Annotated in this window: 27 protein-coding genes; 13 read left to right on the top strand and 14 right to left on the bottom strand. The window is 69.2% G+C overall.

All coding sequences use genetic code 11. The features are described from left to right. Positions 1-1,569 carry an AMP-binding protein gene (locus tag AC1RN0_RS00765; RefSeq protein WP_492785515.1) on the bottom strand — a complete coding sequence of 523 codons (1,569 nt, stop codon included), beginning with the start codon at positions 1,567-1,569 and terminating at the stop codon, positions 1-3. 133 nt (positions 1,570-1,702) lie between these two features. Between AC1RN0_RS00765 and AC1RN0_RS00760 the strand changes: the two genes are divergently transcribed. Genes AC1RN0_RS00760 through AC1RN0_RS00745 form a run of 4 tightly spaced genes read left to right on the top strand, consistent with a single transcriptional unit; the run spans position 1,703 to position 5,557 of the window. Then, positions 1,703-2,353, top strand: coding sequence for a TetR/AcrR family transcriptional regulator (locus tag AC1RN0_RS00760; RefSeq protein ID WP_492785514.1), 651 nt, complete (start codon positions 1,703-1,705; stop codon positions 2,351-2,353). Further along, positions 2,350-3,276 (top strand): VOC family protein, encoded by a 927-nt coding sequence (locus tag AC1RN0_RS00755; RefSeq protein ID WP_492785513.1) that lies wholly within the window; start codon positions 2,350-2,352, stop codon positions 3,274-3,276. The genes AC1RN0_RS00760 and AC1RN0_RS00755 overlap by 4 nt, the downstream gene beginning before the upstream one ends. 11 nt (positions 3,277-3,287) lie before the next feature. Next, positions 3,288-4,136 carry a fumarylacetoacetate hydrolase family protein gene (locus AC1RN0_RS00750; RefSeq protein WP_492785512.1) on the top strand — a complete coding sequence of 283 codons (849 nt, stop codon included), beginning with the start codon at positions 3,288-3,290 and terminating at the stop codon, positions 4,134-4,136. After that, complete coding sequence (locus AC1RN0_RS00745; protein WP_492785511.1) at positions 4,136-5,557, top strand: bifunctional 3-(3-hydroxy-phenyl)propionate/3-hydroxycinnamic acid hydroxylase; 1,422 nt, start codon at positions 4,136-4,138, stop codon at positions 5,555-5,557. The genes AC1RN0_RS00750 and AC1RN0_RS00745 overlap by 1 nt, the downstream gene beginning before the upstream one ends. 151 nt (positions 5,558-5,708) lie before the next feature. On the opposite strand, the gene AC1RN0_RS00740 is transcribed toward AC1RN0_RS00745, so the two are convergent. After that, positions 5,709-6,302, bottom strand: a complete 594-nt coding sequence (locus AC1RN0_RS00740) for a malonic semialdehyde reductase (protein WP_492785510.1) — start codon at positions 6,300-6,302, stop codon at positions 5,709-5,711. An 87-nt stretch (positions 6,303-6,389) separates the two neighbouring features. Between AC1RN0_RS00740 and rutB the strand changes: the two genes are divergently transcribed. The 4 genes from rutB to rutA are packed head-to-tail and all read left to right on the top strand — an operon-like array spanning position 6,390 to position 9,395. Then, the gene (gene rutB, locus AC1RN0_RS00735; protein WP_492785509.1) at positions 6,390-7,094 is read left to right on the top strand and encodes a pyrimidine utilization protein B; all 705 of its coding nucleotides are present in this window, start codon (positions 6,390-6,392) and stop codon (positions 7,092-7,094) included. 11 nt (positions 7,095-7,105) lie between these two features. Next, the gene (gene rutC, locus AC1RN0_RS00730; RefSeq protein WP_492341993.1) at positions 7,106-7,495 is read left to right on the top strand and encodes a pyrimidine utilization protein C; all 390 of its coding nucleotides are present in this window, start codon (positions 7,106-7,108) and stop codon (positions 7,493-7,495) included. Between the two features lie 5 nt (positions 7,496-7,500). Then, positions 7,501-8,313, top strand: coding sequence for a pyrimidine utilization protein D (rutD, locus tag AC1RN0_RS00725; protein WP_492785508.1), 813 nt, complete (start codon positions 7,501-7,503; stop codon positions 8,311-8,313). 14 nt (positions 8,314-8,327) lie between these two features. After that, entirely contained in the window at positions 8,328-9,395 is a 1,068-nt protein-coding gene (gene rutA, locus AC1RN0_RS00720) for a pyrimidine utilization protein A (protein ID WP_492785507.1), read from the top strand. A 46-nt stretch (positions 9,396-9,441) separates the two neighbouring features. Here the strand turns inward: rutA and AC1RN0_RS00715 are convergent, their stop codons facing one another. From AC1RN0_RS00715 to AC1RN0_RS00700, 4 genes are all read right to left on the bottom strand, one after another. Continuing rightward, a complete protein-coding gene (locus tag AC1RN0_RS00715; protein WP_492785506.1) occupies positions 9,442-10,365 on the bottom strand; it encodes an isopenicillin N synthase family dioxygenase in 924 nt (307 codons plus the stop codon). A 165-nt stretch (positions 10,366-10,530) separates the two neighbouring features. After that, on the bottom strand, positions 10,531-11,385 hold the full coding sequence (locus AC1RN0_RS00710; protein WP_492785505.1) for a ribokinase: 855 nt from the start codon (positions 11,383-11,385) through the stop codon (positions 10,531-10,533). Next, positions 11,382-12,320, bottom strand: coding sequence for a nucleoside hydrolase (locus AC1RN0_RS00705; protein WP_492785504.1), 939 nt, complete (start codon positions 12,318-12,320; stop codon positions 11,382-11,384). The genes AC1RN0_RS00710 and AC1RN0_RS00705 overlap by 4 nt, the downstream gene beginning before the upstream one ends. Before the next feature lie 11 nt (positions 12,321-12,331). Beyond that, a complete protein-coding gene (locus AC1RN0_RS00700) occupies positions 12,332-12,997 on the bottom strand; it encodes a glutathione S-transferase family protein (RefSeq protein WP_492785503.1) in 666 nt (221 codons plus the stop codon). A 110-nt stretch (positions 12,998-13,107) separates the two neighbouring features. On the opposite strand from AC1RN0_RS00700, the gene AC1RN0_RS00695 reads away from it, so the two are divergent. Genes AC1RN0_RS00695 through AC1RN0_RS00685 form a run of 3 tightly spaced genes read left to right on the top strand, consistent with a single transcriptional unit; the run spans position 13,108 to position 16,103 of the window. After that, positions 13,108-14,991, top strand: a complete 1,884-nt coding sequence (locus tag AC1RN0_RS00695) for an acyltransferase family protein (RefSeq protein WP_492785502.1) — start codon at positions 13,108-13,110, stop codon at positions 14,989-14,991. Beyond that, positions 14,988-15,707: a GDSL-type esterase/lipase family protein gene (locus tag AC1RN0_RS00690; protein WP_492785501.1), complete on the top strand. Its 720-nt coding sequence runs from the start codon at positions 14,988-14,990 to the stop codon at positions 15,705-15,707. Before AC1RN0_RS00695 ends, AC1RN0_RS00690 begins: the two co-directional genes overlap by 4 nt. A gap of 48 nt (positions 15,708-15,755) precedes the next feature. Beyond that, positions 15,756-16,103 carry a hypothetical protein gene (locus tag AC1RN0_RS00685; RefSeq protein WP_492785500.1) on the top strand — a complete coding sequence of 116 codons (348 nt, stop codon included), beginning with the start codon at positions 15,756-15,758 and terminating at the stop codon, positions 16,101-16,103. Here AC1RN0_RS00685 and AC1RN0_RS00680 read toward each other — a convergent pair whose 3' ends face one another. The 6 genes from AC1RN0_RS00680 to AC1RN0_RS00655 form a co-directional block, all read right to left on the bottom strand. Further along, positions 16,104-16,940 (bottom strand): TauD/TfdA dioxygenase family protein, encoded by an 837-nt coding sequence (locus AC1RN0_RS00680; RefSeq protein WP_492785499.1) that lies wholly within the window; start codon positions 16,938-16,940, stop codon positions 16,104-16,106. It abuts the gene before it with no gap. A gap of 183 nt (positions 16,941-17,123) precedes the next feature. Further along, positions 17,124-18,056 (bottom strand): formylglycine-generating enzyme family protein, encoded by a 933-nt coding sequence (locus AC1RN0_RS00675; RefSeq protein ID WP_492785498.1) that lies wholly within the window; start codon positions 18,054-18,056, stop codon positions 17,124-17,126. After that, the gene (locus AC1RN0_RS00670) at positions 18,053-18,661 is read right to left on the bottom strand and encodes a TetR/AcrR family transcriptional regulator (protein WP_492785497.1); all 609 of its coding nucleotides are present in this window, start codon (positions 18,659-18,661) and stop codon (positions 18,053-18,055) included. The genes AC1RN0_RS00675 and AC1RN0_RS00670 overlap by 4 nt, the downstream gene beginning before the upstream one ends. Positions 18,662-18,700: 39 nt before the next feature. Further along, positions 18,701-19,117 (bottom strand): hypothetical protein, encoded by a 417-nt coding sequence (locus AC1RN0_RS00665; RefSeq protein WP_492785496.1) that lies wholly within the window; start codon positions 19,115-19,117, stop codon positions 18,701-18,703. Next, a complete protein-coding gene (locus tag AC1RN0_RS00660) occupies positions 19,117-19,530 on the bottom strand; it encodes a DUF1330 domain-containing protein (protein WP_492785495.1) in 414 nt (137 codons plus the stop codon). Before AC1RN0_RS00660 ends, AC1RN0_RS00665 begins: the two co-directional genes overlap by 1 nt. Further along, positions 19,530-20,432, bottom strand: coding sequence for a haloalkane dehalogenase (locus tag AC1RN0_RS00655; protein ID WP_492785494.1), 903 nt, complete (start codon positions 20,430-20,432; stop codon positions 19,530-19,532). The genes AC1RN0_RS00660 and AC1RN0_RS00655 overlap by 1 nt, the downstream gene beginning before the upstream one ends. Positions 20,433-20,537: 105 nt before the next feature. Here AC1RN0_RS00655 and AC1RN0_RS00650 point away from each other — a divergent pair, with 105 nt between their 5' ends. Then, on the top strand, positions 20,538-21,611 hold the full coding sequence (locus AC1RN0_RS00650; RefSeq protein WP_492785493.1) for an MBL fold metallo-hydrolase: 1,074 nt from the start codon (positions 20,538-20,540) through the stop codon (positions 21,609-21,611). A 14-nt stretch (positions 21,612-21,625) separates the two neighbouring features. Next, positions 21,626-23,278 (top strand): sulfatase-like hydrolase/transferase, encoded by a 1,653-nt coding sequence (locus AC1RN0_RS00645; RefSeq protein ID WP_492785492.1) that lies wholly within the window; start codon positions 21,626-21,628, stop codon positions 23,276-23,278. Here the strand turns inward: AC1RN0_RS00645 and AC1RN0_RS00640 are convergent. Then, positions 23,271-24,071 carry a TrmH family RNA methyltransferase gene (locus AC1RN0_RS00640; protein ID WP_492785491.1) on the bottom strand — a complete coding sequence of 267 codons (801 nt, stop codon included), beginning with the start codon at positions 24,069-24,071 and terminating at the stop codon, positions 23,271-23,273. The genes AC1RN0_RS00645 and AC1RN0_RS00640 overlap by 8 nt on opposite strands. A 32-nt stretch (positions 24,072-24,103) precedes the next feature. After that, positions 24,104-25,297 (bottom strand): carbohydrate porin, encoded by a 1,194-nt coding sequence (locus AC1RN0_RS00635; RefSeq protein WP_492785490.1) that lies wholly within the window; start codon positions 25,295-25,297, stop codon positions 24,104-24,106. Positions 25,298-25,463: the final 166 nt, after the last annotated feature.

The following is a 25,463-nucleotide window of genomic DNA, read 5'->3' as shown; positions in this document are numbered from 1 at the left end:
CTATCGTTCAGCCGCCAGCAGCGCCCGCAGCTCGGCCTTGGCGATCTTTTCCAGCGTCGATCGGGGCAGCTCTGGCGTCAGCCGCACCTCATGCGGCCGCTTGAAACTGGCAAGCGTCGCCGTGCAGGCCTCGAGGATCCGGTCCGGCAGGGTCGTGTCCGCCGGATCCACCGGAATCACAAAGACCACCGGCACCTCGTCGAGCATCGGGTGACGGCGGCCGACCACGGCGCATTCGCGGACCCCGGCCACCGAAGCGACGACCCGCTCGATCTCCGACGCCGCGACGTTCTCGCCGCCGACCTTGAGCATGTCCTTGCTGCGGTCGGCGAAATACAGGAACCCGTCCTCGCCCAGCCGCACCCGGTCGCCGGTGATGAACAGGCCGTCGGCCGTGTAGGCGTTGGCGGTCGCTGCCGGGTCGCCGGCGTATTCCAGGAACAGCGACAGACCCGGCTGGCCCTCGACCAGCAGGTCGCCGGTCTCGCCGGGCTTCACCGGCCGGCCGTGCTCGTCGAGCACATGGATGCGGTATCCCGGCGACGGGCGGCCCATCGACATCGGCGCATCGGGCAGATGCGGGTTGCCGACCGTGCCGTGGGTCATGGTCTCGGTCATCCCCCACCAGCCGATGGTCTTGACCCCGAAGAGTTTGTCTGTCGGCGGCTCGCAGATGCCGTTGCCCCAGAGGCGGTAGCTGTGCCGGTCCGGCTTCGGCTGCTCGGCGATGGCCTTGAGGCAGAACGGCACCATGGAGGCCCAGGTGCAGCCGTGCTTCAGCGACACCGGCCAGAACCGCGAGGCGGAGAACTTCGGCTGCAGCACGATGGTCGCTCCCGCCCAGAGCGCCGCCGCCACGGAGTAGACCTGGGCGTTGGTGTGGAACATCGGCAGGTAGACCAGATGCACGTCCTCCGGACGCAGGTCCTCATGCAGGGCGCACATCTTCGCGCCCCACAGGAAGTTGGCGTGGGTCCACAGCACCGCCTTGGGCCGGGCCGTGGTGCCCGAGGTGTACTGGATGCCGAAGTGGGCCATCGGATCGTGCGGCCGGGCGGTCAGGGTCGCAGGATCGCCCGACAGGGCGGAGAAGGGTTCGTATCCCGAGATGTCGGCCGTCGCGGGCGCGCCGTTGTCGGTCTCGGTCACCACCAGCCATCCGAGGCCCGGCGCGGCGTCGCGAACCAGCGCGGCGAAACAGGGCTGGGTCACGCCGCCGACCGCGCCGCTGTGGCTGGCGAAATAGCTGATCTCGTCGGCGCTGGACTTGGCGTTGGTCGTCACCGCCACCGCGCCCGCATAGGCGCAGCCGAGCCAGGCGATGACCGACTCCGGACAGTTGTCGAGGTGCACCAGCACCCGGTCGGCCGGCTTCACGCCCCGCGCCTGCAGGCCGGCTGCGAAGCGGCGGATGTCCTCGGCCAGTTGCGCGTAGGACCAGGTCCGCCCCTCGCCCTCGAAGGGTTCCCAGATCAGCGCGGGATGATCGCCGCGCCGCGTGGCCTGCGCATCGATCAGGGTGCGGGCGTCCTGCCCGGCGAAGGGGTTGATCGGCGTGGGCGTGGTCATCGGCGTTTCCCCTTGTGGCGTCAGGCCGTCTGCGCGGTCTTGCTGGGCAGAGCCCATGCCCGAACCGCGACCGGCTTGCAATTCTGACTGACTAGTTCAATAATGACTAAACAGTCAAATATGGACCCGCGCGATGATCGCCGCCCCTATCGACATCAAACCGGACCGGCGCCGGGCCCGCACCCGGGCCGCGTTACTGCAGGCCGGGCAGAGCCTGTTCGCCGCCCAGTCCGTCGACGCGGTCAGCATCGACGACATCGTCGCGGCGGCCGATGTGGCCAAGGGCAGCTTCTACAACCACTTCACCGACAAGGAGGCCCTGGCGCGCGAGATCGCGAGACAGGTGCGCGCCGAAGCGGAAGCCCAGGTCGACCGCGTCAACGACGGCGTGACCGACCCCGCCCGCCGCATGGCCCGCGCCCAGACCGTCATCGTGCGCTTCGCCCTCCAGAACCCCGAACGGGCCCGGGCGATGATGCGCCTGTTCGCCGGCGCGACCCTGCCGAACGCGCCCCTGAACCGGGGCGTGCGGACGGATATCGAGGCCGGCCTGGCGACGGGCGCCTTTCGCGGCCTGACCGTGGAAACCGGGGTCCTGATGGCCATGGGCATGGCCATGGTCGCCGTCAGCCGGGTCCTGGAACCGCGCGGCCAGACCCCGGCGGCGGACCTTTGCCGCGACCTGAACTTCGGCTTGCTGCGCGGCCTGGGCGTCGCCGAAGACCTCGCCCGCGCCATCAGCGACGCCGCCGCCGTCGACATATTCACGGAGACCCGATCATGAGCGTGATCCGCATCGAGGACATCGCCCACGTCCGCTTCCGCGCGCCCGACCTGGCGCAGATGCGGGCCTTCCTCGAACAGTTCGGCCTCGAGGTCGCCCAGGCCGATGACACGCGCCTGTTCATGCGCGGCCAGGGCGGGGCGCCGTTCCTGCACGCCACCGAACTTGGCGACGCCGGCTTTGCGGCCGTCGGCTTCCGCGCCGCGAGCCTCGCCGACCTTCAGACGCTGGCCGCCGCCGAAGGCGTCGCGGTCGAGCCGCTGGACGCGCCGGGCGGCGGATCGGTCGTGCGGCTGACCGATCCTGACGGCCACCGGGTCGAGGTTGTCGCCGGCCAGACCTGGGCCGAGCCCGCGACCTTCGAGCCGCGACCGCCGTGGAACAGCATCGAGGCCCGCGCCCGCCTGCGCGCGGTCAAGCGCACCGGCCAGGGGCCGGCCCACGTCCTCCGCCTCGGCCACGCGGTGCTTGGCGTGTCAGACTTCCGGACCTCCGAGGCCTGGTACAAGGCGCGGTTCGGCTTCCTCACGTCCGACGAGATCGCCGTCGCGCCGCAGTTCTCGATCGGCGCCTTCCTGCGCTGCGACCGGGGCGAGACGCCCACCGACCACCACACCCTGTTCCTGCTGCAGGCGCCGACCGGGCCGGGCTTCAATCACGCCGCCTTCGAGGTGCTCGACCTGGACGACCTGATGGCCGGCCACGACCACCTCAAGGCCGCCGCCCGCACCGCCGCCTGGGGCGTGGGCCGCCACATCCTCGGCAGCCAGGTGTTCGACTATTGGCGCGACCCCTGGGGCCACATCCTCGAACACTGGACCGACGGCGACCTGCTGACCGCCGCCGAAGCCCCTAACACCGCCACCCTTCAGGACCTTCTCGGCGTGCAGTGGGGCCAGCCCTCGCCGCCGGACTTCGGCTAGGAACGACAGACATGAAACTCGCCACCTTCACCGCCGGCGGCGCGCCGGAACTGGGCGCGGTCACCGGCGACCGGATCACGCCGCTCAATCGGGCCGCGCCCGGCCTGCCCGCCGACATGATCGGCCTGATCAAGGCCTGGCCCGCCGTCGAGGCCGAGGTCCGCGCCATCGCGGCGGCCGGAACCGGCGCCCTCGCGCTGGACAGCGTCCACCTGCTGGCCCCGATCCCGCGGCCCGGCAAGATCTGGGCGATCGGTCTCAACTACGCCGACCACATCGCCGAGAGCGGCGCGGAGACGCCGCCCAACCAGGTCTGGTTCACCAAGGCCGGCACAGCCGTGACCGGCCCGTTCGATCCGGTCCAGGTCCCCACCCCCGCGTGCGACTACGAGGTCGAAATGGTCGCGGTGATCGGCGCCGGCGGCCGCAACATCGGCAGGGCGGACGCCCCCGCCGCCGTGTTCGGCTGGTGTGTCGGCAACGACGTCACCGAGCGGATGTGGCAGCACCGCACGCCGCAGTGGTCGCTGGGCAAGTCGTTCGACACCCATGCGCCGTTCGGCCCGTGGATCACCACCGCCGACGAGATCGCCGACCCGCACGCACTGGACCTGCGCTGCCTGATCAACGGCGAGACCCGGCAGAACTCGAACACCAGGCACCTGGTGTTCGACGTCTGGGCGCAGATCGAGCATCTCTCGACGGCCATGACGCTGGAGCCCGGCGACGTGATCTTCACCGGCACGCCGGGCGGCGTCGGCGCGGCGATGAACCCGCGCCGGTTCCTCAAGGCCGGCGACGTGATGCGCTGCGAGGTCGACGGCCTGGGCGCCATCGAAGCGGTCTGCGAGGCGGTCTGATGGACTACGATTGCGATGTCCTGGTCGCCGGCATGGGGCCGGTCGGCGCGGCGCTCTGCGCCCTGCTGGCGCGCGAGGGCGTCACGGCCATCGCCGTGGAGAAGGACACCGGCGTCTATCCCCTGCCGCGCGCCGCCCACTTCGACCACGAGATCATGCGGCTGTTCCAGAAGCTGGGCATCGCCGGTGAGATGCAGGCGGCCTCGCAGCCGGCGGCGGCCTACGAGTTCCGCAACGCCGCCGGCGAGATCCTGATGCGCTACGACCAGCGGTTGGACAGCCCGTCCGGCTGGGCGCCGGGCTATATGTTCCACCAGCCGAGCCTTGAGCACGCCCTTCGGCGGCTGACGTCGGAGTCGCCGCTGATCGAGGCCCGGCTGGGCTGCACGCTCGCCGCCTTCACCCAGGACGCCGGCGGCGTGACCGCGACGGTCGAGGGCCCGGACGGCCAGGCGACGATCCGCGCCCGCTGGATGGTGGCCTGCGACGGGGCGAAGAGCCCCGTTCGCGAGGCCCTCGGCATCGGCCAGAGCGACTACGGCTTCGACGAACCCTGGCTGGTCATCGACGCGGTGGTCAGCGACGTCTCGCGGCTGCCCTCGGCCAACCTGCAGATCTGCGACCCCGCGCGACCGACCACCTGCCTGGTCATGAGCCAGGGCCGCCACCGCTGGGAGTTCATGCTGCTGCCCGGCGAACAGCCCGAGGACCTGCTCGACGACGCGGTCATCCGCGACCTGCTCAGGCCGTGGAACTGCGAGGACGTCGTCGAGATTGAGCGCAAGGCGGTCTATCGCTTCCACGGCCGGGTCACCGACCGATGGCGTGAGGGTCGGGTGCTGCTGGCCGGCGACGCCGCGCACCAGACCCCGCCGTTCGCCGGCCAGGGCCTCTGCTCTGGCCTGCGCGATGTCGACAACCTGGCCTGGAAGCTGGCGGCGGTGATCCGGCGCGGCGCCGACCCCGCCGTGCTCGACAGCTACCAGACCGAGCGCGAGCCGCCGGTGCGCAGCGTCATCGAGCTGGCCATCGCCATGGGCCGGGTGGTCTGCATCAGCGACCCGCAGGCCGCGGCCCAGCGCGACGCCGGCATGCTGGCCCAGCGCGCCGCCGGCCAGGCCCCGCCGCCGATCGCGCTGCCGCGCCTGGGCCCCGGCGTGATGCTGGACGGCCCCGGCGGCGAGTACTTCCCCCAGCCATGCGCGGGCGACGTCCGCCTCGACGACCGGCTCGGCGAGGGGCCGTGGCTGATCACACGCGCGTCGCTGGCCGACGGCCCCCTCGCGCCGTTCGCCGACCAGCTGACGCCCTGGTTCAACAGCCGCGCCGCCGAGGCGGTGCTGGTCCGGCCGGACCGGTATGTGTTCGGGACCGGGACGCCGGAAGCGCTGGAGAAGGCGTGGGCGGAGCGGGTCGGCTAGCCCTGCCGTCGTCATCCTGGGCCTTGTGCCCAGGATCCCTCTCGACACGTTCCGAACGCGTCAGGCTGGAGAGCCGCTGCTGCAGCTGCACGAGGGATCCTCGCCACAAGGGCGAGGATGACGGCCGGTGTGTGCGCCTTGGCTCTGCGCTCTACAAGATCCGGCACGCCTCCTCGAAGTCCAGCCGGGGCGCGCGGGGGTGCAGGTGCTCGTCCGTGCCGTGGCCGATGTTGCAGATGAAGTTGGCCTCCCAGGTCGTGCCGGCGAAGAACTCGGCGTTCACCCCGTCGAGCTTCACGCCCGACATCGGCCCGCAGTCCAGCCCGAGCGACCGGGCGGCGATCATCAGATAGGCGGCCTGCAGCGAGCCGTTGCGGAAGGCCGTTTCCTTGACCAGCGCCTCGTTGGAGGTGAACCAGTCCCTGGCGTTCGGACTGTGGGGCGCGAGGTAGGGCAGTCGCTCGTAGAAGGCCATGTCGTAGGCCAGGATCACATTGACCGGCGCAGCCAGGGTCTTGGCCCGGTTGCCCGACGACATGTGCGGCGCGAGCCGCGCCTTGGCCTCCTCGCTGGTCAGGAACACGAACCGCCCGGGACAGCAGTTGGACGAGGTCGGACCCCATTTGGCCGTGTCGTAGATCTCGCGAATCAAGGCCTCGCTGATCGTCTCCGGCGTCCAGCCGTTGCGCGTGCGGGCGGTGCGGAAAATCTGGTCAAGGCTGGCGTCGGGCAGGCGATCGGACATGGAACGGGGTCTCCGGCTCGGTATGGGTTGGCGCCACGTCCCCGTATGCCATGGTACGGCCCCGACAACGCAAGGGCCCGCTTCGGCATGGCATCGCCCGACGACCTCATCATGCTCCCCGCCCGGCCCGAGCCGATCCCGGTTTCGGTGTCGCAGACGGCGGTGATCGTCATCGACATGCAGAACGCCTACGCCTCGCCGGGCGGCTATCTGGACCTGGCCGGATTCGACATCTCCGGGGCCGACCGGGTCATCCAGAACACCAGGGGCGTGCTTGAGGTGGCCCGCGCGGCCGGCATGCCGGTGATCTATTTCCAGAACGGCTGGGACGCCGACTATGTCGAGGCCGGCGGGCCGGGCTCGCCCAACTTCCACAAGTCCAACGCCCTGAAGACCATGCGACAGCGCCCGGAACTGCAGGGCACGCTGCTGGCCAGGGGGACCTGGGACTACGAGCTGGTCGACGACCTCAAGCCCCAGCCCGGCGACATCGTGCTGCACAAGACCCGCTACAGCGGCTTCTTCAACAGCCAGCTCGACAGCACCCTGCGCTCACGCGGCATCCGCAACATCGTCGTGGTCGGCATCGCCACCAACGTCTGCGTCGAGTCGACCCTGCGCGACGGCTTCTTCCTCGAATACTTCGGCATCGTGCTGGAGGACGCCACCCACCAGGCCGGCCCCGAATTCCTGCAGCAGGCGGCCATCTACAACATCGAGAAATTCTTCGGCTGGGTGTCCAGCGTCGCCGACTTCAAGGGCGCGTTCGGCCAGGTCGCGCCGAAATCCTGAGGAGCTCCATCATGCCCAAGACCGTCATCACTCCGCCCGGGACCCAGACGCCCATCGCCCCCTTCTCGCCCGGCACGCTCGCGGACGGCGTGGTCTATGTCTCGGGCACCCTGGCGTTCGACAAGGACAACAACGTCGCCTGCGTCGGCGACGCCGAGGGCCAGACGCGCATCGTGCTGGAGACCATCAAGTCGGTCATCGAGACCGCTGGCGGCACGATGGACGACGTGACCATGAACCACATCTTCCTCAAGGACTGGGCCGACTACGCGGCCCTGAACAAGGTCTATGCGGAGTATTTCCCGGGCGACAAGCCGGCCCGGTTCTGCATCGTCTGCGGCCTGGTGCGGCCCGACTTCCTGGTCGAGATCGCCTCGATCGCCCACATCGGCAAGCGCTGACGCCGGTGCCGCAAGCGGGGACCGCCGACGGCCTGTACTACGAGCTCCATGACGCGGGGCCCGACGACATGCGCGAGGTCGTGGTCCTGTCGGCGGGGCTCGGCGGTTCGGCGGCCTTCTGGGCGCCGCAGATGGCGGCCCTCTCCGAGCGCTTCCGCGTGCTGCTCTACGATCACCGCGGCACGGCCCGCAGCGTGCGAACGCTGCACGACGACCACAGCGTGGACCGCATGGCCGATGACATCGTCGCCGTGCTGGACGCGGTCGGGCTCACCAAGGCCCATGTGGTCGGCCACGCGGCCGGCGGCATCGCCGGGCTGGCGCTGGCGCTGAACCATCCGGACAGGCTGGACCGGCTGGCGGTGATCAACGGCTGGGCCGCTCCCAACGCCCATGTCGCCCGCTGCTTTCGCACCCGCATCAGCCTGCTCAACGACAGCGGGCCGGAGGCCTATGTCCACGCCCAGCCGCTTTTCCTCTACCCGGCCGACTGGATCAGCGAGAACCACGACCGACTCGAACTGGAGGAGCCGCACCACGTCGCCGGCTTCCCGACGCGGGAGGTGATGCTGGCGCGCATCCAGGCCCTCCTGGATTTCGACATCGACGCCCGCCTGCCCGAGATTCCCCATCCGGTGCTGATCAGCGCCAGCGCCGACGACATGCTGGTCCCGGTCGGTTGCTCGCGCCGACTGGCCGCCCGCCTGCCCAACGCCACCCTCGACATCGTCCCCTGGGGCGGACACGGCTTCACCGTGACCGCGCCGGACGCCTTCAACGCCTCGCTCGTCGCCTTCCTCGGCGGCGCGACGCACTAGCCCAAGGACTCCCCATGGAAATCGGCGTCTTCATCCCGATCGGCAACAACGGCTGGCTCATCTCCGAGACCGCGCCGCAGTACATGCCGTCCTTCGAACTGAACAAGACCATCACCCAGGCGGCGGACCGCTACGGCTTCGACTTCGCCCTGTCGATGATCAAGCTGCGCGGGTTCGGCGGGAAGACCCAGTTCTGGGAGCACAACCTCGAGAGCTTCACCCTGATGGCCGGCCTGGCCGCCGTCACCGACCGGATCAAGATCTTCGCCACCGCCGCGACCCTGACCCTGCCGCCGGCGATCGTCGCCCGCATGGCCGCGACCATCGACTCGATCGCGCCGGGCCGGTTCGGCATCAACCTGGTCACCGGCTGGGCCGAGGCCGAGTACAGCCAGATGGGCCTGTGGCCGGGCGACAGCCACTACACCCGCCGCTATGACTACCTGGCCGAATACGCCCGGATCCTGCGCGACCTGTTCGACACCGGGGTGTCGAACTTCAAGGGCGACTATTTCCAGATGACCGACTGCCGGGTCAGCCCGCAGGCCAGGGACACCAAGATCATCTGCGCCGGCTCCTCGACCGAGGGCCTGGCCTTCACGGCCCAGTACGCCGACTACAGCTTCGCGCTCGGCAAGGGGACCAACACCCCGACTGCCTTCGCCGACGTCAACGAGCGCCTGCGCGCGGCGAAGGAGAAGACCGGCCGGGATGTCAGCGCCTACATCCTGTTCATGATCATCGCCGACGAGACCGACGAGAAGGCCATGGCCAAGTGGGAGCTCTACCGCGACGGCGTCGACAAGGAGGCCGTGGCCTGGCTGGTCGGCCAGGCAGCCGGCAACACCTCGGAGGACACCAACACAAAGCAGCTGGCGGCCGAGAAGGCGGCGGTGAACCTCAACATGGGGACGCTGGTGGGGTCGTATGCGTCGATCGCGAGGATGCTGGACGAGGTGGCGACGGTGCCGGACACGGCGGGCGTGCTGCTGACTTTCGACGACTTCGTGCAGGGGGTTGAGGACTTCGGCACGAAGATCCAGCCGCTGATGACGTGCCGGGCGGGGGTCGAGACCCGCTAGCCCCCCACTCCCGCTCATCCCGGCGGATGCACGGTGTTTTTGGGGCTCATTTTTTTAGCCCGATCGCCCTCAGCCGCTCGTCGAGAAACGCCCCCGCCGTCACCGGCTCGAACTTCGCGCCGTCGCCGACGCAGCTCTCCAGCACCGCCAGCGACGTCTCCAGCGTCGGATGCATGAAGAACGGCATCGAGTAGCGGCTGACGTTCGGCCCGGTCGGGTTGACCACGCGGTGGGTCGTCGCCGGGATCACGCCGTTGGTCATGCGCGCCAGCATGTCGCCGCTGTCGACGATCAGGTTGGTCGGCTCGGTGACCACCGGCAGCCAGGTCCCGTCGCGGTCGAGCAGTTCCAGGCCCGCGCCCTTGGCGGCGACCATGATGGTCAGGAAGTTGATGTCCTCGTGCGCCGCCGAGCGCACGGCGTTCGGGTCGGCGTCCGGCGCCAGCGGCGGATAGTGCAGCACCCGCAGCAGCGAGGTGCCGTAGCGCACCTTGTCGTCGAAGAAGTCGCCGGCCAGGCCGAGCGTCGGGGCCAGGGCCCGTAGCAGGATCACGCCCGTCTCGTTGAGCGCGGCGAACAGGCTCTGGAATGCCGGCTGCACGCCCGGCGCCTCGGCAGGCCAGACGTTGGGCTCGAGATCGGCGCCGGCCTCCGGCGAGGGATCATGGCCGACCTGCCAGAATTCCTTGAGGTCCGGATGACCGCTGTCCTTGGCGTGCTCGACGCCAAACGGGGTGTAGCCGCGCATGCCCTTGGCGTACTGGCGCTTGGTGTCGTCCGGCAGGGCGAACAGCCCCTCGGCCTCGCCGTAGGCGCGTTGCAGCAGCTCGACCGGCACGCCGTGGTCCTTGAGGACGAAGAAGCCGTAGTCCTGCAGGCCGCGCATCATCGCGTCGGAAAAGGCCTGCCGCTGGGCGGCGTCGCCCTCGGTGAAGGCCCTGAGGCTCAGTTCGGGAACGGATCGGGTCATGGGAGGAATGATTAGACCCATCATGAGAGCGGGCAAAGTGTGCGTGGTTCGAGACGCTCGGCTGATGCCTCGCTCCTCACCATGACGAACAATTTTGCAGCCCGACCCTTTTCGTCATCCTGAGGAGCGAGCCTCAAGCGAGCGTCTCGAAGGACGCACCCTGCGTCACCCCGCCAGCACCGCCTCCACCTCGGCCCGCGTCGGCAGCGACGACTGCGCCCCGGCCCGGGTCGCGGTCAGCGCCCCGGCGGCGCAGGCGAAGGCAAGCGCCTCGCGCTGGCCCATACCCTCCAGCAGGGCGACGGTCAGGGCCCCGACGAAGGTGTCGCCCGCGCCGGTGGTGTCGACCACATCGACCTCCGGCGGCTCGGCCGTGGCCAGCCGCGCGCCGTCGCGGAACAGGCCGGCGCCGCGCGAGCCCCAGGTCACCGCCACCACCCCCGGCAGGCCGTGCAGCCGCTTGCCGTAGACCTCGGACTCCCCCTGGTTGACGACGATCAGGTCGGCGCGTTGCAGCACGCTGTCGGGCACGTCGAGCGCCGGGGCGAGATTGACGCAGACAAAGCCGGTCGCCCGCGCCACGGCCGCCGCGACCGTTTCGGCCGGCAGCTCCATCTGGCAGATCAGCGCGCCCTCGATCACCGCCGGCAGCCGGTCCGGCGTGAAGATCGCGTTGGCTCCGGGCGCGACGATGATCTGGTTCTCGCCCTCGGCGTCGACGCCGATCAGGGCCACGCCGGTGGGCGCCGCCGGATCGACCGCAACGCCCGACAGGTCGACGCCGCTCGCCTTCAACAGGGCCAGCGCCTGACCGGCCATGGCGTCGGCGCCGACGCGGCCGACCATCCGCACCTCTGCCCCCAGCCGGCGGGCGGCCAGCGCCTGGTTGGCGCCCTTGCCGCCCGGATGGGTGGCCAGGGTCGCGCCGGTGACCGTCTCGCCAGGCGCCGGCAGGGTCGCGGCGGTGGCGACGAAGTCGAGATTGATCGATCCGACCACGGTGATCAGCGGCGCGCTCATCGGGCCAGCAGCTCCAGGATCACGGCGAACACCGCCTCATGGTCGACGTCCGTCACCCAACGGCAGGTCGCGGCCGCGGGATCGGCCAGACGGAACTCGACGGCGGTATGCCCCATGGTGAGCTCCGAACCGGTCTCGACCTGCAGGTCGACGGGAACGGCGGTGAAGTGCTGCGGCGCCAGCAGATAGAGGATGGTGCAGGGGTCATGCTGCGGCGGGCTGTCGCCGCCGACATGGGTCTGTTCGGTCCAGACCGCGAAGTCGAACAGCTGCGCCACGGCCCGGGCGGCCGGGGTGTCGATCGCCTTGACCGCCGCCACCCGCGCCGGCGTGGCCCGCACCTGATGGGTGGCGTCGAGGCCCAGCACGACGGTCTCCACGCCAGAGCGGAACACGACGTCGGCGGCGTGCGGATCGGCGTAGATGTTGTACTCGGCCGAGGCGGTGATGTTGCCGCCCTCGCGCCGGGCGCCGCCCATGACCACCACCGGTCCCAGCCGCGCGGCCAGCGCCGGCTCGCGTTGCAGGGCCAGCGCCAGATTGGTCATCGGCCCGGTCACAGCCATCGACACGCTGCCCGGCGGGCGGCTCATGACGATGTCGATGATCGCCTGGGCGGCGTCGCCCGGCGCTGCCGGCGCGTCGGGCTCGAACGCCGGCAGGGTTCCGAGACCCGACTCGCCGTGGAAATGGCTGGCGATGACCGGCGGCCGGACCAGCGGGGCCGATGCGCCGACATGGACCGGCACCTCCTCGCGGCCGGCGATCTGGCGGATGATCCGGGCGTTGCGGGCCGTCAGGTCGGCGGCGACGTTGCCGGCCACCGTGGTGATGGCCAGCAGGTCCAGCGCCTCGGGCGCGGCGAAGGCCAGCAGCAGGGCGACCGCGTCGTCAACGCCGGGGTCGCAGTCGATGATCAGGGGTGTGGGCGTCATTGTGCCGACGTCTATAGCTGATCCAGCGGCACGGCGGTCAGCCCCTGTTCGGCGGAGGCCTTCGCCTGAGCCGCCTTGGCGCTGATGAAGCCCGGCCGCGCCTGCATGCGCGCCCAGTAGGCGGCGACGGCCGGCGGGAACTTCTCCTCCAGGCCGAGCGAGCAGGCCAGCAGCAGGGCGTAGGCCACCGAGATGTCGCCGCCGGTGAACCGGCCGGCCGCGACGAAGGGGGCCTCGCTGACGATCGCTTCCAGCCCCCGCAGCCGGGCGAGGAACCACTTGGCGTAATCGTCGGCCACCTGCGGCTGGCGGCGCTCCTTCGGCTCGAGGCGCGTGTAGCGAAGCACCAGCGTCTGCGGGAAGGTCAGGGTCGCCTCGCCGAAGTGCAGGGCGTTGAGCCAGGCGCCGAAGCCGGGCTCGTCGGGCTCCACGGCCAGGCCGCTGGTCCCGCCGTACCTGCGGCTGAGATACTCGACGATCGCCGCCGACTCCGTCATCCGCGTCTCGCCATCGACCAGCAGCGGGATCGTCCCGAGCGGGTTCTCCTGCAGGTACTCCTTCTTCAGGAACCGCGGCGGGAACGGCAGCATGCGCAACTGGTAGTCGAGCCCCAGTTCCTCCAGCGCCCAAAGCGGCCTGAACGAGCGCGCATCGGCGCAGTGGTAGAGGGTGATCATAGAACAGACCCGGGATTAGAGAGAATTATCGTGTGTAGATCGGAAGGTCTTGACGCGACGGGATATCGGGGTGATTTCGCCATGGCTGTAAATATTCCAGGGGCGGGAAATTGCACTATAGACCAGACGTCGATGGACTGCGCGCGGTCGCAATTATACCCGTAATTCTCTTTCACATTGGAATTACAACCGGGGGTTTTGTCGGGGTCGACGTCTTTTTTGTCATTTCGGGCTTCCTGATCACCAACCTGATCATTGAACAACAGAAAAGCGGATCTTACTCGATAATCAAATTCTACGAGCGCAGAATAAGAAGGATCATACCTGCGCTGCTTACCGTGCTTTATGCATTTCTTGTGGTTTCTATAATCGCATTTTCACCATCGGACCGCGAAAATTTCGCTAAGACCGCGATATTTTCGATATCATCTTTATCGAATATCTATTTTTCTTTTACGAGTAATTACTTTGAACGCGGCGCTGACAGCCAGCCTCTTCTGCATACCTGGTCTCTGGGCGTCGAGGAGCAGTTCTATCTATTCTTCCCAGTCCTGCTGATCCTTCTGGCAAGGCGGAATATCTCTGCGAAAGCCGTCCTCTGGCTGATCTTCGCCGCCTCACTCGCCGTCAGCGCCGTGGGCGCCCTGCTCCACTGGCCGTCCGCCTTCTACATGCTCCCCAGCCGGGCCTGGGAGTTGCTGACGGGGTCGCTGCTCGCCATCGGCGCGGTCCCGCCGATCCGCTCCGGCGCGGCCCGCAACCTGGTCGGCCTGGCCGGCCTGGCGCTCATCGGCGGGTCGGTCCTGTTCATCACGCCGATCACGCCGTTCCCCGGCCTGACGGCCCTTGCGCCCTGCCTCGGGGCCGCCGCGCTCATCGCTGTTGGCGGCTCGGGCCCCAACGGCGCGAGCTGGCTGCTGTCCCGGTCCCCGATGGTGGCGATCGGCAAGATCTCCTACTCGCTGTACCTGTGGCACTGGCCGATCCTGACGTTCCAGCGCATGGCCTGGACCTTCTTCCCCCACGACTCCAAGATCGGCGCCGGCATCGTCGTCATCGGCCTTTCGTTTGTCGCCAGCTACCTGACATGGCGCTTCGTCGAACAGCCGTTCCGCGGTAAGCGCATTTCGCGGCGAGGCCTGGCGGTGACGCTCGGCGGCGGGTCCGCCCTGCTGGTCGCCCTGTGCTCTCTCGTCCTTGTGACCGGCGGCCTGCCGAACGTTCTGCCCGGTCACGCGGGCCCCTACGGGAGCTACATCAACTACAATTCGGACGCGAACTCGCGGCGCGGCGTCTGCCTGTTGTGGAAACGCTACAAGTCCGACCTCGATGACGATGTCTGCCTGACGCCGGCGACGGACCGGCCCAACGTCCTGATCATGGGCGACAGCCATGCCGCCGACCTCTGGCTCGGCCTCCACGAGGCCTACCCGGAGTACCACTGGCTGCAGGCGACCGCCGCGGCCTGCAAGCCGCTCGAGGTGCAGACCGAAGAAAGCTACGACCGATGCGATGCGCTGACCCGGCGCCTGTATCAGGACTTCCTCCCGACCCGGCCGGTCGACGCGGTGGTCCTGATGGGCAACTGGAAGGCCTTCGACGTCGAGCCGGCCGCCCGGACGGCCCTGGCCCTGAAGGCGCAGGGCTTCCAGGTGATCTGGGTCGGGCCGACGGTGCAGTACGACAGCGAGTTGCCGCGCATCCTGACCCTGGCCTGGCTCCGGAGCGATCCGGCGATCGTCGACCGTCACCGACGCCCGGGGCCACGAGAGGTCGACCGGCTGATGGCCGCCAGGGCCCGGGACATCGGAATTCCCTACGTCTCGGTGGTGGATATTCTCTGCGACGAGGCGTCGTGCACCTCCACCTTGCCGGGCGGCGCCCCGGTTGAATACGATGGCGCGCACATGACGGGCGAAGGCTCCAGGTTTGTCGCCGCGGCCATGCGCACGAACGGCGTTTTCGCCAACATCTCGCGTGAGCCGCCCCCGTGATCCTCGGCCGACGAAGTCTGATGCTGATGGGATTGGTTGCCGCCAGCTTTCTTGCCGGCTACTCGGTCCATTACCTGAAGCAACAGATCCACAGGGATTCGCTGCTTCGCGAGCGGGTTCCAGACACGTCGGGTTCCACGCTCTACCGGGAGCGCACATCGCAGTTTCGGCTGCTTGAGAACGGCCCGACGACCGTTCTCATCGGGGATTCGATCACCGGAAACGGCAACTGGGGCGAATGGCTGGGTCCGACGGTCGGCAATCGCGCCGTGAACGGCGATACGTCGCTCGGCGTGCTCAAACGCCTCGACGTATCCGTGCCACCCTCGGCCGATACCGTCTTCCTGATGATCGGCCTGAACGATCTGAAGAACTTCCACGTCAGACCCGATCGGGTCGCCGGATACACCGCCCGGATCGTGCAGGGTCTCAAGGGCCGGCGGGTCTATCTGCAGTCGGTGGTCTACACCGATCGTCCCGAGCTCAATCAGAACATCCGGACCCTGAACGCCCTGAACCGCCGTCTCTGCGATACGGGGGCCTGCACCTACATCGACCTGAACCCCCTGCTCGCCCCGGAAGGGTGGCTGCCCAAGACCATGAGCTTCGACGGGCGACATCTGAACGGGCGTGGCTACCAGGTCTGGTCTGACCGCATCCGCCCGCTGATCGCCGAACCGGCGAACGCCGGCGCGCGGGCCGGCCGCCGGCCGTGACCCGCCCATGAGGACGAAGGCTGTGACCCGGATGGCCCAGGACCAGTCATGACCGATCCGCAGCGACTGGCCCTCATCCGCGCCATCCACACGGCGATCTACCTGGTGATGGCCGCGGCGATCCTGATCGTCGACTACGCCGGCGTCACCGGGCGATCAGGCCCCTGGCTGTTCGCGGCGCTCGGCCTCGCCCTGACCGAGGTCGTGGTCTTTGTGACCAGCGGCATGAAGTGCCCGCTGACGGCCGTGGCCGTCCGCTACGGGGCGGGCGAGGGGCCGATCTTTGACACCTTCCTGCCCGAACCCCTGACACGCAACACCCTGCGGATCTTCGCGCCGCTGCTGACCGTCGGCCTGCTGCTGCTCGCGGCCCGCGGCCTGCGCTTCCTGACCTGATCAGGCCGGAATGGGATCCACCGTCACCCGCCGCATGTGCCGGCGCTGGCCGGGGTAGTCGTTGAGCGCATAGTGCCAGACCGAGCGGTTGTCCCAGAAGGCCACCGTGCCCGGGCGCCAGCGCAGGCGACAGGTGAAGGCCTCCTTGCGGCTGTGCTCGAACAGGTAGTCGAGCAGCGGCCTGGAGTCCCGCCGGCTCCAGCCGTCGATGTTCATCGTGAAGGCCGGATTGACGTACAGCGCCTTGCGGCCGGTCTCGGGGTGGACCTTGACCATCGGATGGCTGAAGCGGCCGGCCATGCCCTCGGCGTCGCTGATCTTCATCGACTCGCGCTTCTGCGCCGAGGGGCCCGTCGGGGCGTATTCGCGCTCGGCCGAGTGGATGGCGTTGAGCCCCTCCAGCGTCGCCTGCAGACCGGGCGACAGGGCGTCGAACGCCGCCGCCTGGCTGGCGAACAGGGTGTCGCCGCCCCAGTCGGGCAGTTCGACGGCATAGAGGATCGAGCCGATCGCCGGGGTCTCGAGGAAGCTCATGTCCGAGTGCCAGCCGCCGCCGAAATTGATCCGGTCGGTGGGCTCCTTGATGATCTCCATCACCTCCGGATAGTCGGCCATGCCGGCGACGTAGGGATGGATGTTCAGCGGCCCGAACCGGCGGCCGAACGCCAGCTGCTGCTCGGGGGTCAGGGCCTGGTCGCGGAAGAAGATCACCTGGTGCTCGACCAGCGCCTGGCGGATCGCGGCGATGGTCGCGTCGTCCAGCGCGACGGACAGGTCGACGCCGCCGATCTCGGCGCCCAGCGCCCCGGCGACCTTCTGAACCGTGATCCCGCCCATGGATGTGTTCCCCTTGCCTGTTGCATCCATTCTCGAACCTCGAACCCGGAGGCGCAACAGATTGAGGAGGCTGCGGCGTCAATGCGTGGTTCGACACGCGCTGTGCGCTGCTCACCATGACGTAGACCTGCTGCACGTCATCCTGAGCAGGCCCGAAGGGCGTGTCGAAGGACGCGGGGAACGCTATCCCCGCTTCACCGTCCGGAAGCCCACGTGGCTGGTCCCGGTGTCCGGCGGCCCGGGCTGGCGGGCGCTCGGGCGATAGCGGTAGCAGAAGTTGTCGGCGCAGAGGAACGAGCCGCCCTTGATCAGGTGCGAGCGACCGACGGGGTTGGGCGTTTCGTACCAGTCCTTCGTCCACTCCCAGACGTTGCCGGTCATGTCGAAGAGCCCGTAGGCGCTGGCCGGATAGCAGCCGACCGGGGCCGTGCGGGCCTTGTAGCCGTCGTCGCCGGTGTCGAGCGCCGGGAACACGCCCTGCCAGCTGTTGGCGCGCGGCTGGCCCGGGGCCGGCTTGTCATCGCCCCATTCGTAGCGCGCGCCGTCGAGCCCGGCGCGGGCGGCGAATTCCCATTCGGCCTCGGTCGGAAGGTCGCGGCCCTTCCAGCGGGCATAGGCCAGGGCGTCGTCGTACGCGACCTGCACCACCGGATGGCGCTCGCGCCCCTTGAGGTCGCTGCCCGGCCCCTCTGGATGTTTCCAGCTGGCGCCGTCGACGATACGCCACCAGAGCGACGGATCGCCCGAGCCCAGACCCTTGGCCCCGACAAACACCAGCGAGGACGGCTTCAGCTTGCGCGCCGGCACGCCCGGGTAAAGCTTCGGGTCCGGCTGCCGCTCGGCCAGGGTGACGTAGCCGGTGGCCTTCACGAATTGGGCGAACTCGGCGTTGGTCACCTCGGTGCGGTCGATCGAGAACGGCCCGACCGTCACCCGGACCGGCGGCCCCTCGTCATTGTGCTCGGGCATCGCTCCCAGGGTGAAGGTCCCGCCCTTCAGGGCGACCTCGCCCGTCGGCATGGGAACCGGACAGGCGCGCGTCGGCGTTGCCAGCTCCGGGACCTTCGGCCCGCACGCGGCCAGGCCGAGCAACAGGACCAGCAGGAGGCGTTTCACGCCACGTCGCCCGTGAGCGCGGCCGCCATGCGGCGCATGACGGCCCGGGCCTGGGCGATGTCGGCGCCCTGGTCGGTGCGCAGGCGGCGCCAGGCCTCGAAGCTGAGCGCCAGGTCGAGCGCCTGGACCCGCTCGGCGTCCGCCTGGATCTGGGCGGGCAGGACGGCCAGCAAGGTGTCGCGCTGACCCTGCACCAGGCGCCGGCGGCCCTCGCGCAGGGCGGCGGACCGGGTGCGCGGGCTGTCAGCGGCGATCTGCAGCGGCAGCAGGATTTCGAACGCTTCGGCGCGCCGGTCGATGAGGATGTTGATGGCCTCGCGCCAGTCCGCCGCCTCGACCGGCGCCTCGAGCAGACCGCCAAGGCGCGCGGTCATCACCGCCTGCATGCCGCGATAGAGGCCGTCCATGTCCTCGAACAGACGGAACACTGTGCGCAGGCCGACGCCGGCGCGGGTGGCCACGGCCTCGGCCGGCGGCATGGTCAGGCCTTCCGACACCAGGGCGATCATCGCCTCGACGATCCGCAACCGGCTGGCCTCGGAGCGCAGCCGGCGGCCGTCGACCACGGGTTCGGCGGCGCGTGGAGGTTTCGTCGGGGCGGTCATGGGATCAGGCCTATCATCAGCGGCGCATCCTGCAAGCCATCAGGTTCGGCGGCCCGGTCGGGCGAACTCCCAAAGCGTCGCCAGGCCCAGCACGACCGCCGCCCCGACGATGCCCTTCGCGCCGGGATAGCCGGCCCCGACCGACTTGGACACGAAGGCGATATAGAACGCCAGCAGCGCCCGCAGCAGCTCGATCGCCAGCAGCGGCGCGGCGAACGCCCGGAACCGCCAGACGACCAGCAGGTCGATCAGGCCCGCGCCGATCTGGCTCGCCCCGACCATCGCCAGCAGGAAGACGATGACCGTTCCGCCCCGCGCCAGATCGAAATGGGCGATAACCCCGGCCCCGCTGTCCGGCAGGAAGACGTGGATCGCGCCGCGGACGAGGTTGATCAGCCCGAGCAGGACCAGCAGAGCCAGCGTGATCCGCGACGGCGACCGGCCCGGCGCGCTCATTACGCGCTCGCCTCCGAGCACTGGATCAGCAGCTGGCCGGCGAGACCGGCCTTGCGGTGCCGACCGATCTCCTGGACCTCCGGCAGGCCGATGATCTCCAGAAACGCCGACCGGCTGGGATATTCCATGATCGCGACGGCGTCCCACAGCTCGCCCACCTCGCCGATGACCAGGGCGTCGACCTTGCTGGAGAAGCGCAGCTTGCCGCCCCGCGACAGCACGACCCCGGCCATCACCCGGCCGTAACGTTCATAGGCCTCGCGACCGGTCATCTCCGGCTCACCGGGCTCGTCGTATTCCGCCCGCTCGCGGAACTTGAGCAGGTTGACCATGACGACCGGCCGGTCGCCGCCCATGGCCAGAAGGGTCTGCAACTGCTCGCCGGTCGGCACGACCGCGTTCTCCACCTTCATCAGCGGGTCTCCGAAATGAAACGGTCGATCAGGGCGGCGATCTCGGCGGGCTTGTCCTCCTGCAGGAAGTGGCCGCCCCCTTCGATGATCGTGTGCTTCTGGCCCTTCGCGCCGGGCACGCGTTGCTGGAAGGGAACGTCGCCCCCCTTCGAGACGGGATCGCCGTCGCTGAAAGCGGTCAGGAACGGCTTGTCGAAGGCCTCCAGCACGGTCCAGGCGGCCTTGTTCTCGGCCACCGAGGGATGCTCGGGCGTCACCGGCACGAAGGTCGGGAAGATCCGCGCGCCGGACTTGTAGGTCTCGTCCGGATAGGGCGCGTCATAGGCGGCGATTTCCTCCGGCGACAACTCGCGCAGGCTGCCCATGTTGACGATCATACCCGCCGGGAAGACCGGAATGGTCTGGCTCATCGTCAGCCACGCCTTGAAGCCCTCGGTCATGCCCGAGCCGGTCGGCATGCCGGTGTTGGCCACGATCACCCGGGCGAACCGCTCGGGGAAGGCGGCGACCAGGCGCAGGCCGACCAGCCCGCCCCAGTCCTGGCAGAACAGGGTGATGTCCTTCAGGTCCAGCGCCAGCAGCCAGGCGCTCATCCAGGCGACGTGCTTCTCGTAGCTGTAGTCGCTCTTCTCCGCCGGCTTGTCCGACCGGCCGAAGCCGACGAGGTCGGGCGCGACGACGCGGTGCCTGTCCTTCAGGGGCGCGACGATCCCGCGGTACAGATAGGACCAGGACGGCTCGCCATGCATCAGCAGCACAGGCGCGGCGTCGCGGGGGCCCTCGTCGATGTAGCCGATGCGCAGGTCGACGCCCGACGCATCGCGGATGGTCTCGTAGTGCGGCGCGAACGGGAAGTCCGGCAGGTTGGCGAAACGGTCGTCGGGGGTTCGGAGAACCTGCATGCTCTGTCTCTGGGCGCGTCGTGAAGCCGGTTGACCGGCGGAAAAACTAATGGCACAAATTATGCCAATATAATTCAGGCAGGCAAGCCGGAATTGGGGGGCGACATGAAGCGCGTGTTCACCGGACTGCTGGTGCTGCTGATCCTGCTGGCGGCGGGGGCCTACGCGGTGCGTGGCCAGATCGCCCTGCGGATCATGGAGCGCCGCCTCGACCGGGCCATGAGCCATCCCGTCATTCCCGCGCTCAAGGATGGCCTGCACGTCGCCGTCTGCGGCGCCGGCGGTCCGTTCCCGGACCACGACCGCGGCGGCCCCTGCACGGCGGTGATCGCCGGCAAGCGCATGTTCATCGTCGACACGGGCGAAGCGGCCGGCCGCACGCTCGGCCGCATGGGCCTGTTCGGACCCGACTTCGTGGTCCTGCTGACCCACTTCCATTCCGACCATATCGACGGCCTTGGCAACGTGGCCCTGCAGCGCTGGGGCGGCGGCAACCTGATGACGCCGCTGCAGCTCTATGGCCCGACGGGCGTCGAGCGCGTCGCGGCCGGCTTCACCGAAGCCTACGCCCTCGATTCCGGCTACCGCACCGCCCACCACGGCCCGAAGATCATGCCGCCCTCGACGGCGGGCATCCAGCCGCACGCCTTCGCCATTCCCGACGGCCAGGACTCGGTCGTGGTGCTCGAGGAGGACGGCGTGAAGATCACCGCCTTCCGGGTCAACCACGGTCCGGTCGGCCCCTCGGTCGGCTATCGCTTCGACTACAAGGGCCGCAGCGTCGTCATCAGCGGCGACACCGCCCCCTCGCCCGTGGTGGCGAAATACGCCAGGGGCGTCGACCTGCTGGTCCATGAGGCCCTGTCGCCGACGCTGGTCAACCTGATCCGCGAGGCCTCGCTGCGCACGGGCAACGCCAAGCGCGCCCAGATCATGCAGGACATCCAGAACTACCACACCAGCCCGTCGGCGGCCGCCGCCATCGCCCGCGACGACAAGGTCGGCGCCCTTCTGCTGAACCACATCGTGCCGCCGCTGCCGCTGAAGGCGCTGGAAGGACCGTTCCTGGGCGACGCCCGCAAGGTCTATACCGGCCCGTTGTGGATCGCCCGTGACGGCGACCTGATCGACCTGCCGGCCGGCGACAAGACCATCACCCGCACCACCCTGCTCCGCTGACGAGAGGATCGACCGTGAACCGCAAGCTTCTCTGGACCCTGGGGTCCGTCGCCGTCGTCGCCGTAGCGGGCGTCGTCGCCTTCCAGCACTTCTGGATCTACATCCCCGGCGTGATCGGGCGGATCAAGGATCCGATCCAGAACTATCATGAGGTCACCTGGGGAACGGGCGCCGCCCCGGCCCTGGCGCCCGGCGCCACGCGTCCGCCGAACGTCATCGTCATCGTCGCCGACGACCTCGGCATCAACGACCTCGATTCGACCGGCCAGGGCGTCGCCAATGGCGCGGTGCCGACGCCGAACATCGACTCCATCGCCCGCGACGGCGTCAAGTTCACCAACGGCTACGCCGGCAACGCCACCTGCTCGCCCTCGCGCGCGGCGATGATGACCGGCCGCTATCCGATCCGCTTCGGCTTCGAGTTCACCTCCGTCCCCGTGGCCTTCGCCCGCAACATCCAGCGCCTGGGCGGCCACGGCCCGGTGAAGCCGATCTTCTACGAGGACCGCGTCGCGGCGATGCCGCCCGTCGAGGATCTCGGCGTGCCCGCCAGCGAAGTGACTCTCGCCGAGACGATGAAGTCGGCCGGCTACCGCACCCTGCACATCGGCAAGTGGCACCTGGGCGAGGCCAAGGGCCTGCGGCCCGAGGACCAGGGCTTCGACGACACCCTCGGCTTCCTGATCGGCGGCGGGATGTACATGGACCAGCACGACGCCAACGTCGTGAACTCCAAGCAGGACTTCGATCCGATCGACCGGTTCCTGTGGGCCAACCTGCCCTATTCCGTGCGCTTCGACGGCGGCAAGCCGTTCCACCCCGACCGCTACCTGACCGACTACTTCGGCGACGAGGCCGTCCGGGCGATCGACGCCAACAAGAGCCGCCCATTCTTCATGTACCTGGCCTTCAACGCGCCGCACACGCCGCTGCAGGCCCTGAAGTCCGACTATGACGCCCTGCCGCAGATCAAGGACCACCGCCTGCGCGTCTATGCGGCGATGATCCGCGCGCTCGATCGCAACGTCGGCAAGGTGCTGGCCGAGGTCGACGCCCAGGGCCTGCGCGACAACACCATCATCATCTTCACCAGCGACAACGGCGGGGCCAACTACATCGGCCTGCCGGACATCAACAAACCGTACCGCGGCTTCAAGGCGACCTTCTTCGAGGGTGGCGTGCGGGTGCCGTTCTTCATGCGCTGGCCGGGCCAGATTCCGGCCGGCTCGACGAGCCCGGCGCGGGCCATGCACTTCGACATCTTCGCCACGGCGGCGGCGGCGGGCCGCGCGCCGGCGGCCAAGCCCGGCGTGCTCGATGGCGTCGACCTGGTCGCCCTGTCGCGGGGCCAGGTTCCGGACCGTCCGCTGTTCTTCCGCTCGGGCCACTACCGCGTGGTGATCAATGGCGACTGGAAGCTGCAGCTGTCGGAACGGCCGAAGAAGACCTGGCTGTTCAACATCAAGGCCGACCCCACCGAACAGACCAACGTCGCGGCGGCCAACCCGGCCGTGGTGGCCCAGCTGACGGCGATGCTCGACGCCCAGGACCGTCGCGCGGCCAAGCCGATCTGGCCGGCCCTGATCGAGGGCCCGATCTGGATCGACAAGCCGGTCGACGGCACGCCGATGCCGAAGGACGCCGAATACGTGATGTGGGCTAACTGATCCGCAGCTGATGCAGGGCGATCCCGGCGGCGACCGCGACATTCAGCGAGTCGAAGCCGGGCGCCATCGGGATCGAGACCGTCCGGCAGCGGGCCAGGGTTGCGGCAGGCAGCCCTGGCCCCTCCGCGCCGAGCAGCAGCGCCGGACGGGCAAGGGCCGGCAGATCTGACAGGGCCGTCTCCCCGGCCGGGCTCAGCGCCACCGGGGTGAAGCCGCGCCGCTCCAGCAGCCCGATCAGATCCTCGCCCTCGTCGAGGCGGGCGTAGGGCACGCGCAGCACCCCGCCGACCGACACACGGATGGCCTTGCGGTAGAGCGGGTCGCAGCAGGTCGGATCGAGCAGGACGGCGTCGACGCCGAACCCGGCGGCGTTGCGGAACAGCCCGCCCATATTGTCGTGGTTGGCGATCCCGACCAGCGCCAGCACCAGCGCCTTGTCGGGCAGACCGGCCAACAGGGTGTCGGCCGCCACCGGCGCGGCCCGCTCGGCCAGCGCCAGGATGCCCCGGTGCAGCTCGAAGCCGACGATGCCGTCCAGCACCGGCTGGCTGGCCAGATAGACCGGCAGGTCGTCGGCGAACGTCTCGAGGATCGGGCGCAGCTTCTCCAGCCGCTTGGCCGCGATCAGCACCGACAGCGGCCGATGACGGTCCTGTCCCGCAAGCACCCGCAGCACCGTCTCGCCCTCGGCGATGAACCGCCCTTGCCGCCCGACGAGGTCCCGTTCGCGGATGTCGCGATAGGTCTCGAGCCGGGGGTCGGCGGGGTCGTCGATGGGGATCAGGTTCGGCACCGGCCAGCGATACCGCCCCGCCGGATGAAAACCTAGGGCGTCAGGTCGACGGTCAGGCGCAGACCGAAGATCACCTCCGTCTCCGCCCGCGAGTCGCCGCCGGGGTCGAAGATCACCTGCAGGTCGGGCTGCAGGGTCAGGCGCGGCGCGATGCGGTCGGACAGGGTCAGCTCGAACCCGGACTCGGCCGACGCCGGATCGAGCCCGCCGGCGGCCATGTTCGCCTTCATCTTCGACGACAGCACGCCCTGCTGCAGCCCGAGCGAGACCTGGCTGTCGGGCCGCCCGGGCAAGGCGTGGTCGAGCAGCAGGCCGGCCTGCCAGCCGCCCCGAAACGGCGAGGTGTCGCCGTCCGAAAGCCCGACCCGGACAAAGCCGCTCAGCGTGCGGTCGGCCTCCCCGCCGTCGATGAAGGTCGCCTCGCCGATCAGATAGGCGCCCTGCGCCGTACGCTGGACGGGATCCCCGCCCGGCGTCAGGTCGCGGATGTCGTCCTGGGACGCGCCGTACCGCCAGACGCCGACCCCGACCCTCGCCCGGCCGGTCATGCCGGCCTCGGCGATGAACAGCGCCCCGTCGCCGAAGCTGAGGTCGACGCCGTCGGGATCGCCGGGCACGCCTGCCTTCGCGTTCAGCACCGCCGCCCGGACATAGCCGGCGGAGAAGTCGTGGTTCACGCGCAAGGCCAGCGCCGTCGACGGAAAGATCGACGGCCCGTTGGGGCCGGTCGCTGCCAGCTCCGATCCGATCCCGAACGCCGGACCGATCAGCAGTCCCGCGGCGTCGTTGGCGTAGAATTCGCTGTTGAGGTCGTAGAGCCCGGCCAGCACCGTCGTGCCCGCGCCGACCGGCGCCTGGAGCCACAGCTCATAGAGCCGCAGGCCCTGCCGCCCGACCTCGATGTTGTCGACGCCCTGCAGCGTGCCGGCGTCATCGTTGGGCGCCTGGCCGTTGTTCGACAGCAGATAGCCGTGAAGGGTCGCGCCGCTCCAGCCGATCGCCCGGCCCAGGTCGACATCGGCGACCAGATCGAGATCGTCCAGCACCCGGCCGCGGCGTTGCAGCCCGCCTTGCACGGGCCCGACGACGTCGACCCGGTAGGTCGCCTCGAACGAGACCGGTGACCCGGGCTCCGCCGCGAGCGCCGGCCCGCTGGCCAGCATCACCAGCCCCAGGAGGCCGCCGGCCCCACGCCTCAGCGCCTGCGCGCAAACTCGTCCGAACATGTCGCCTCCCCAGGCTCAATCTGGAAGACAACCTGCCGATATCGACCTAAGCCCGCGCTACTGCGCCCCTCAAAATGAGCACAGCGGCGCATCATATAATCAAGACGAGACCTTCAATCCGCATCGGAATATCAAGATGCCAGAATAGTTACAATACGCGTATATT

This window comes from Caulobacter sp. GW821-FHT12F03, assembly GCF_058806855.1.
Note: the sequence above shows the minus strand (reverse complement) of the source record. Positions and strands in the feature narration are given on the sequence as shown.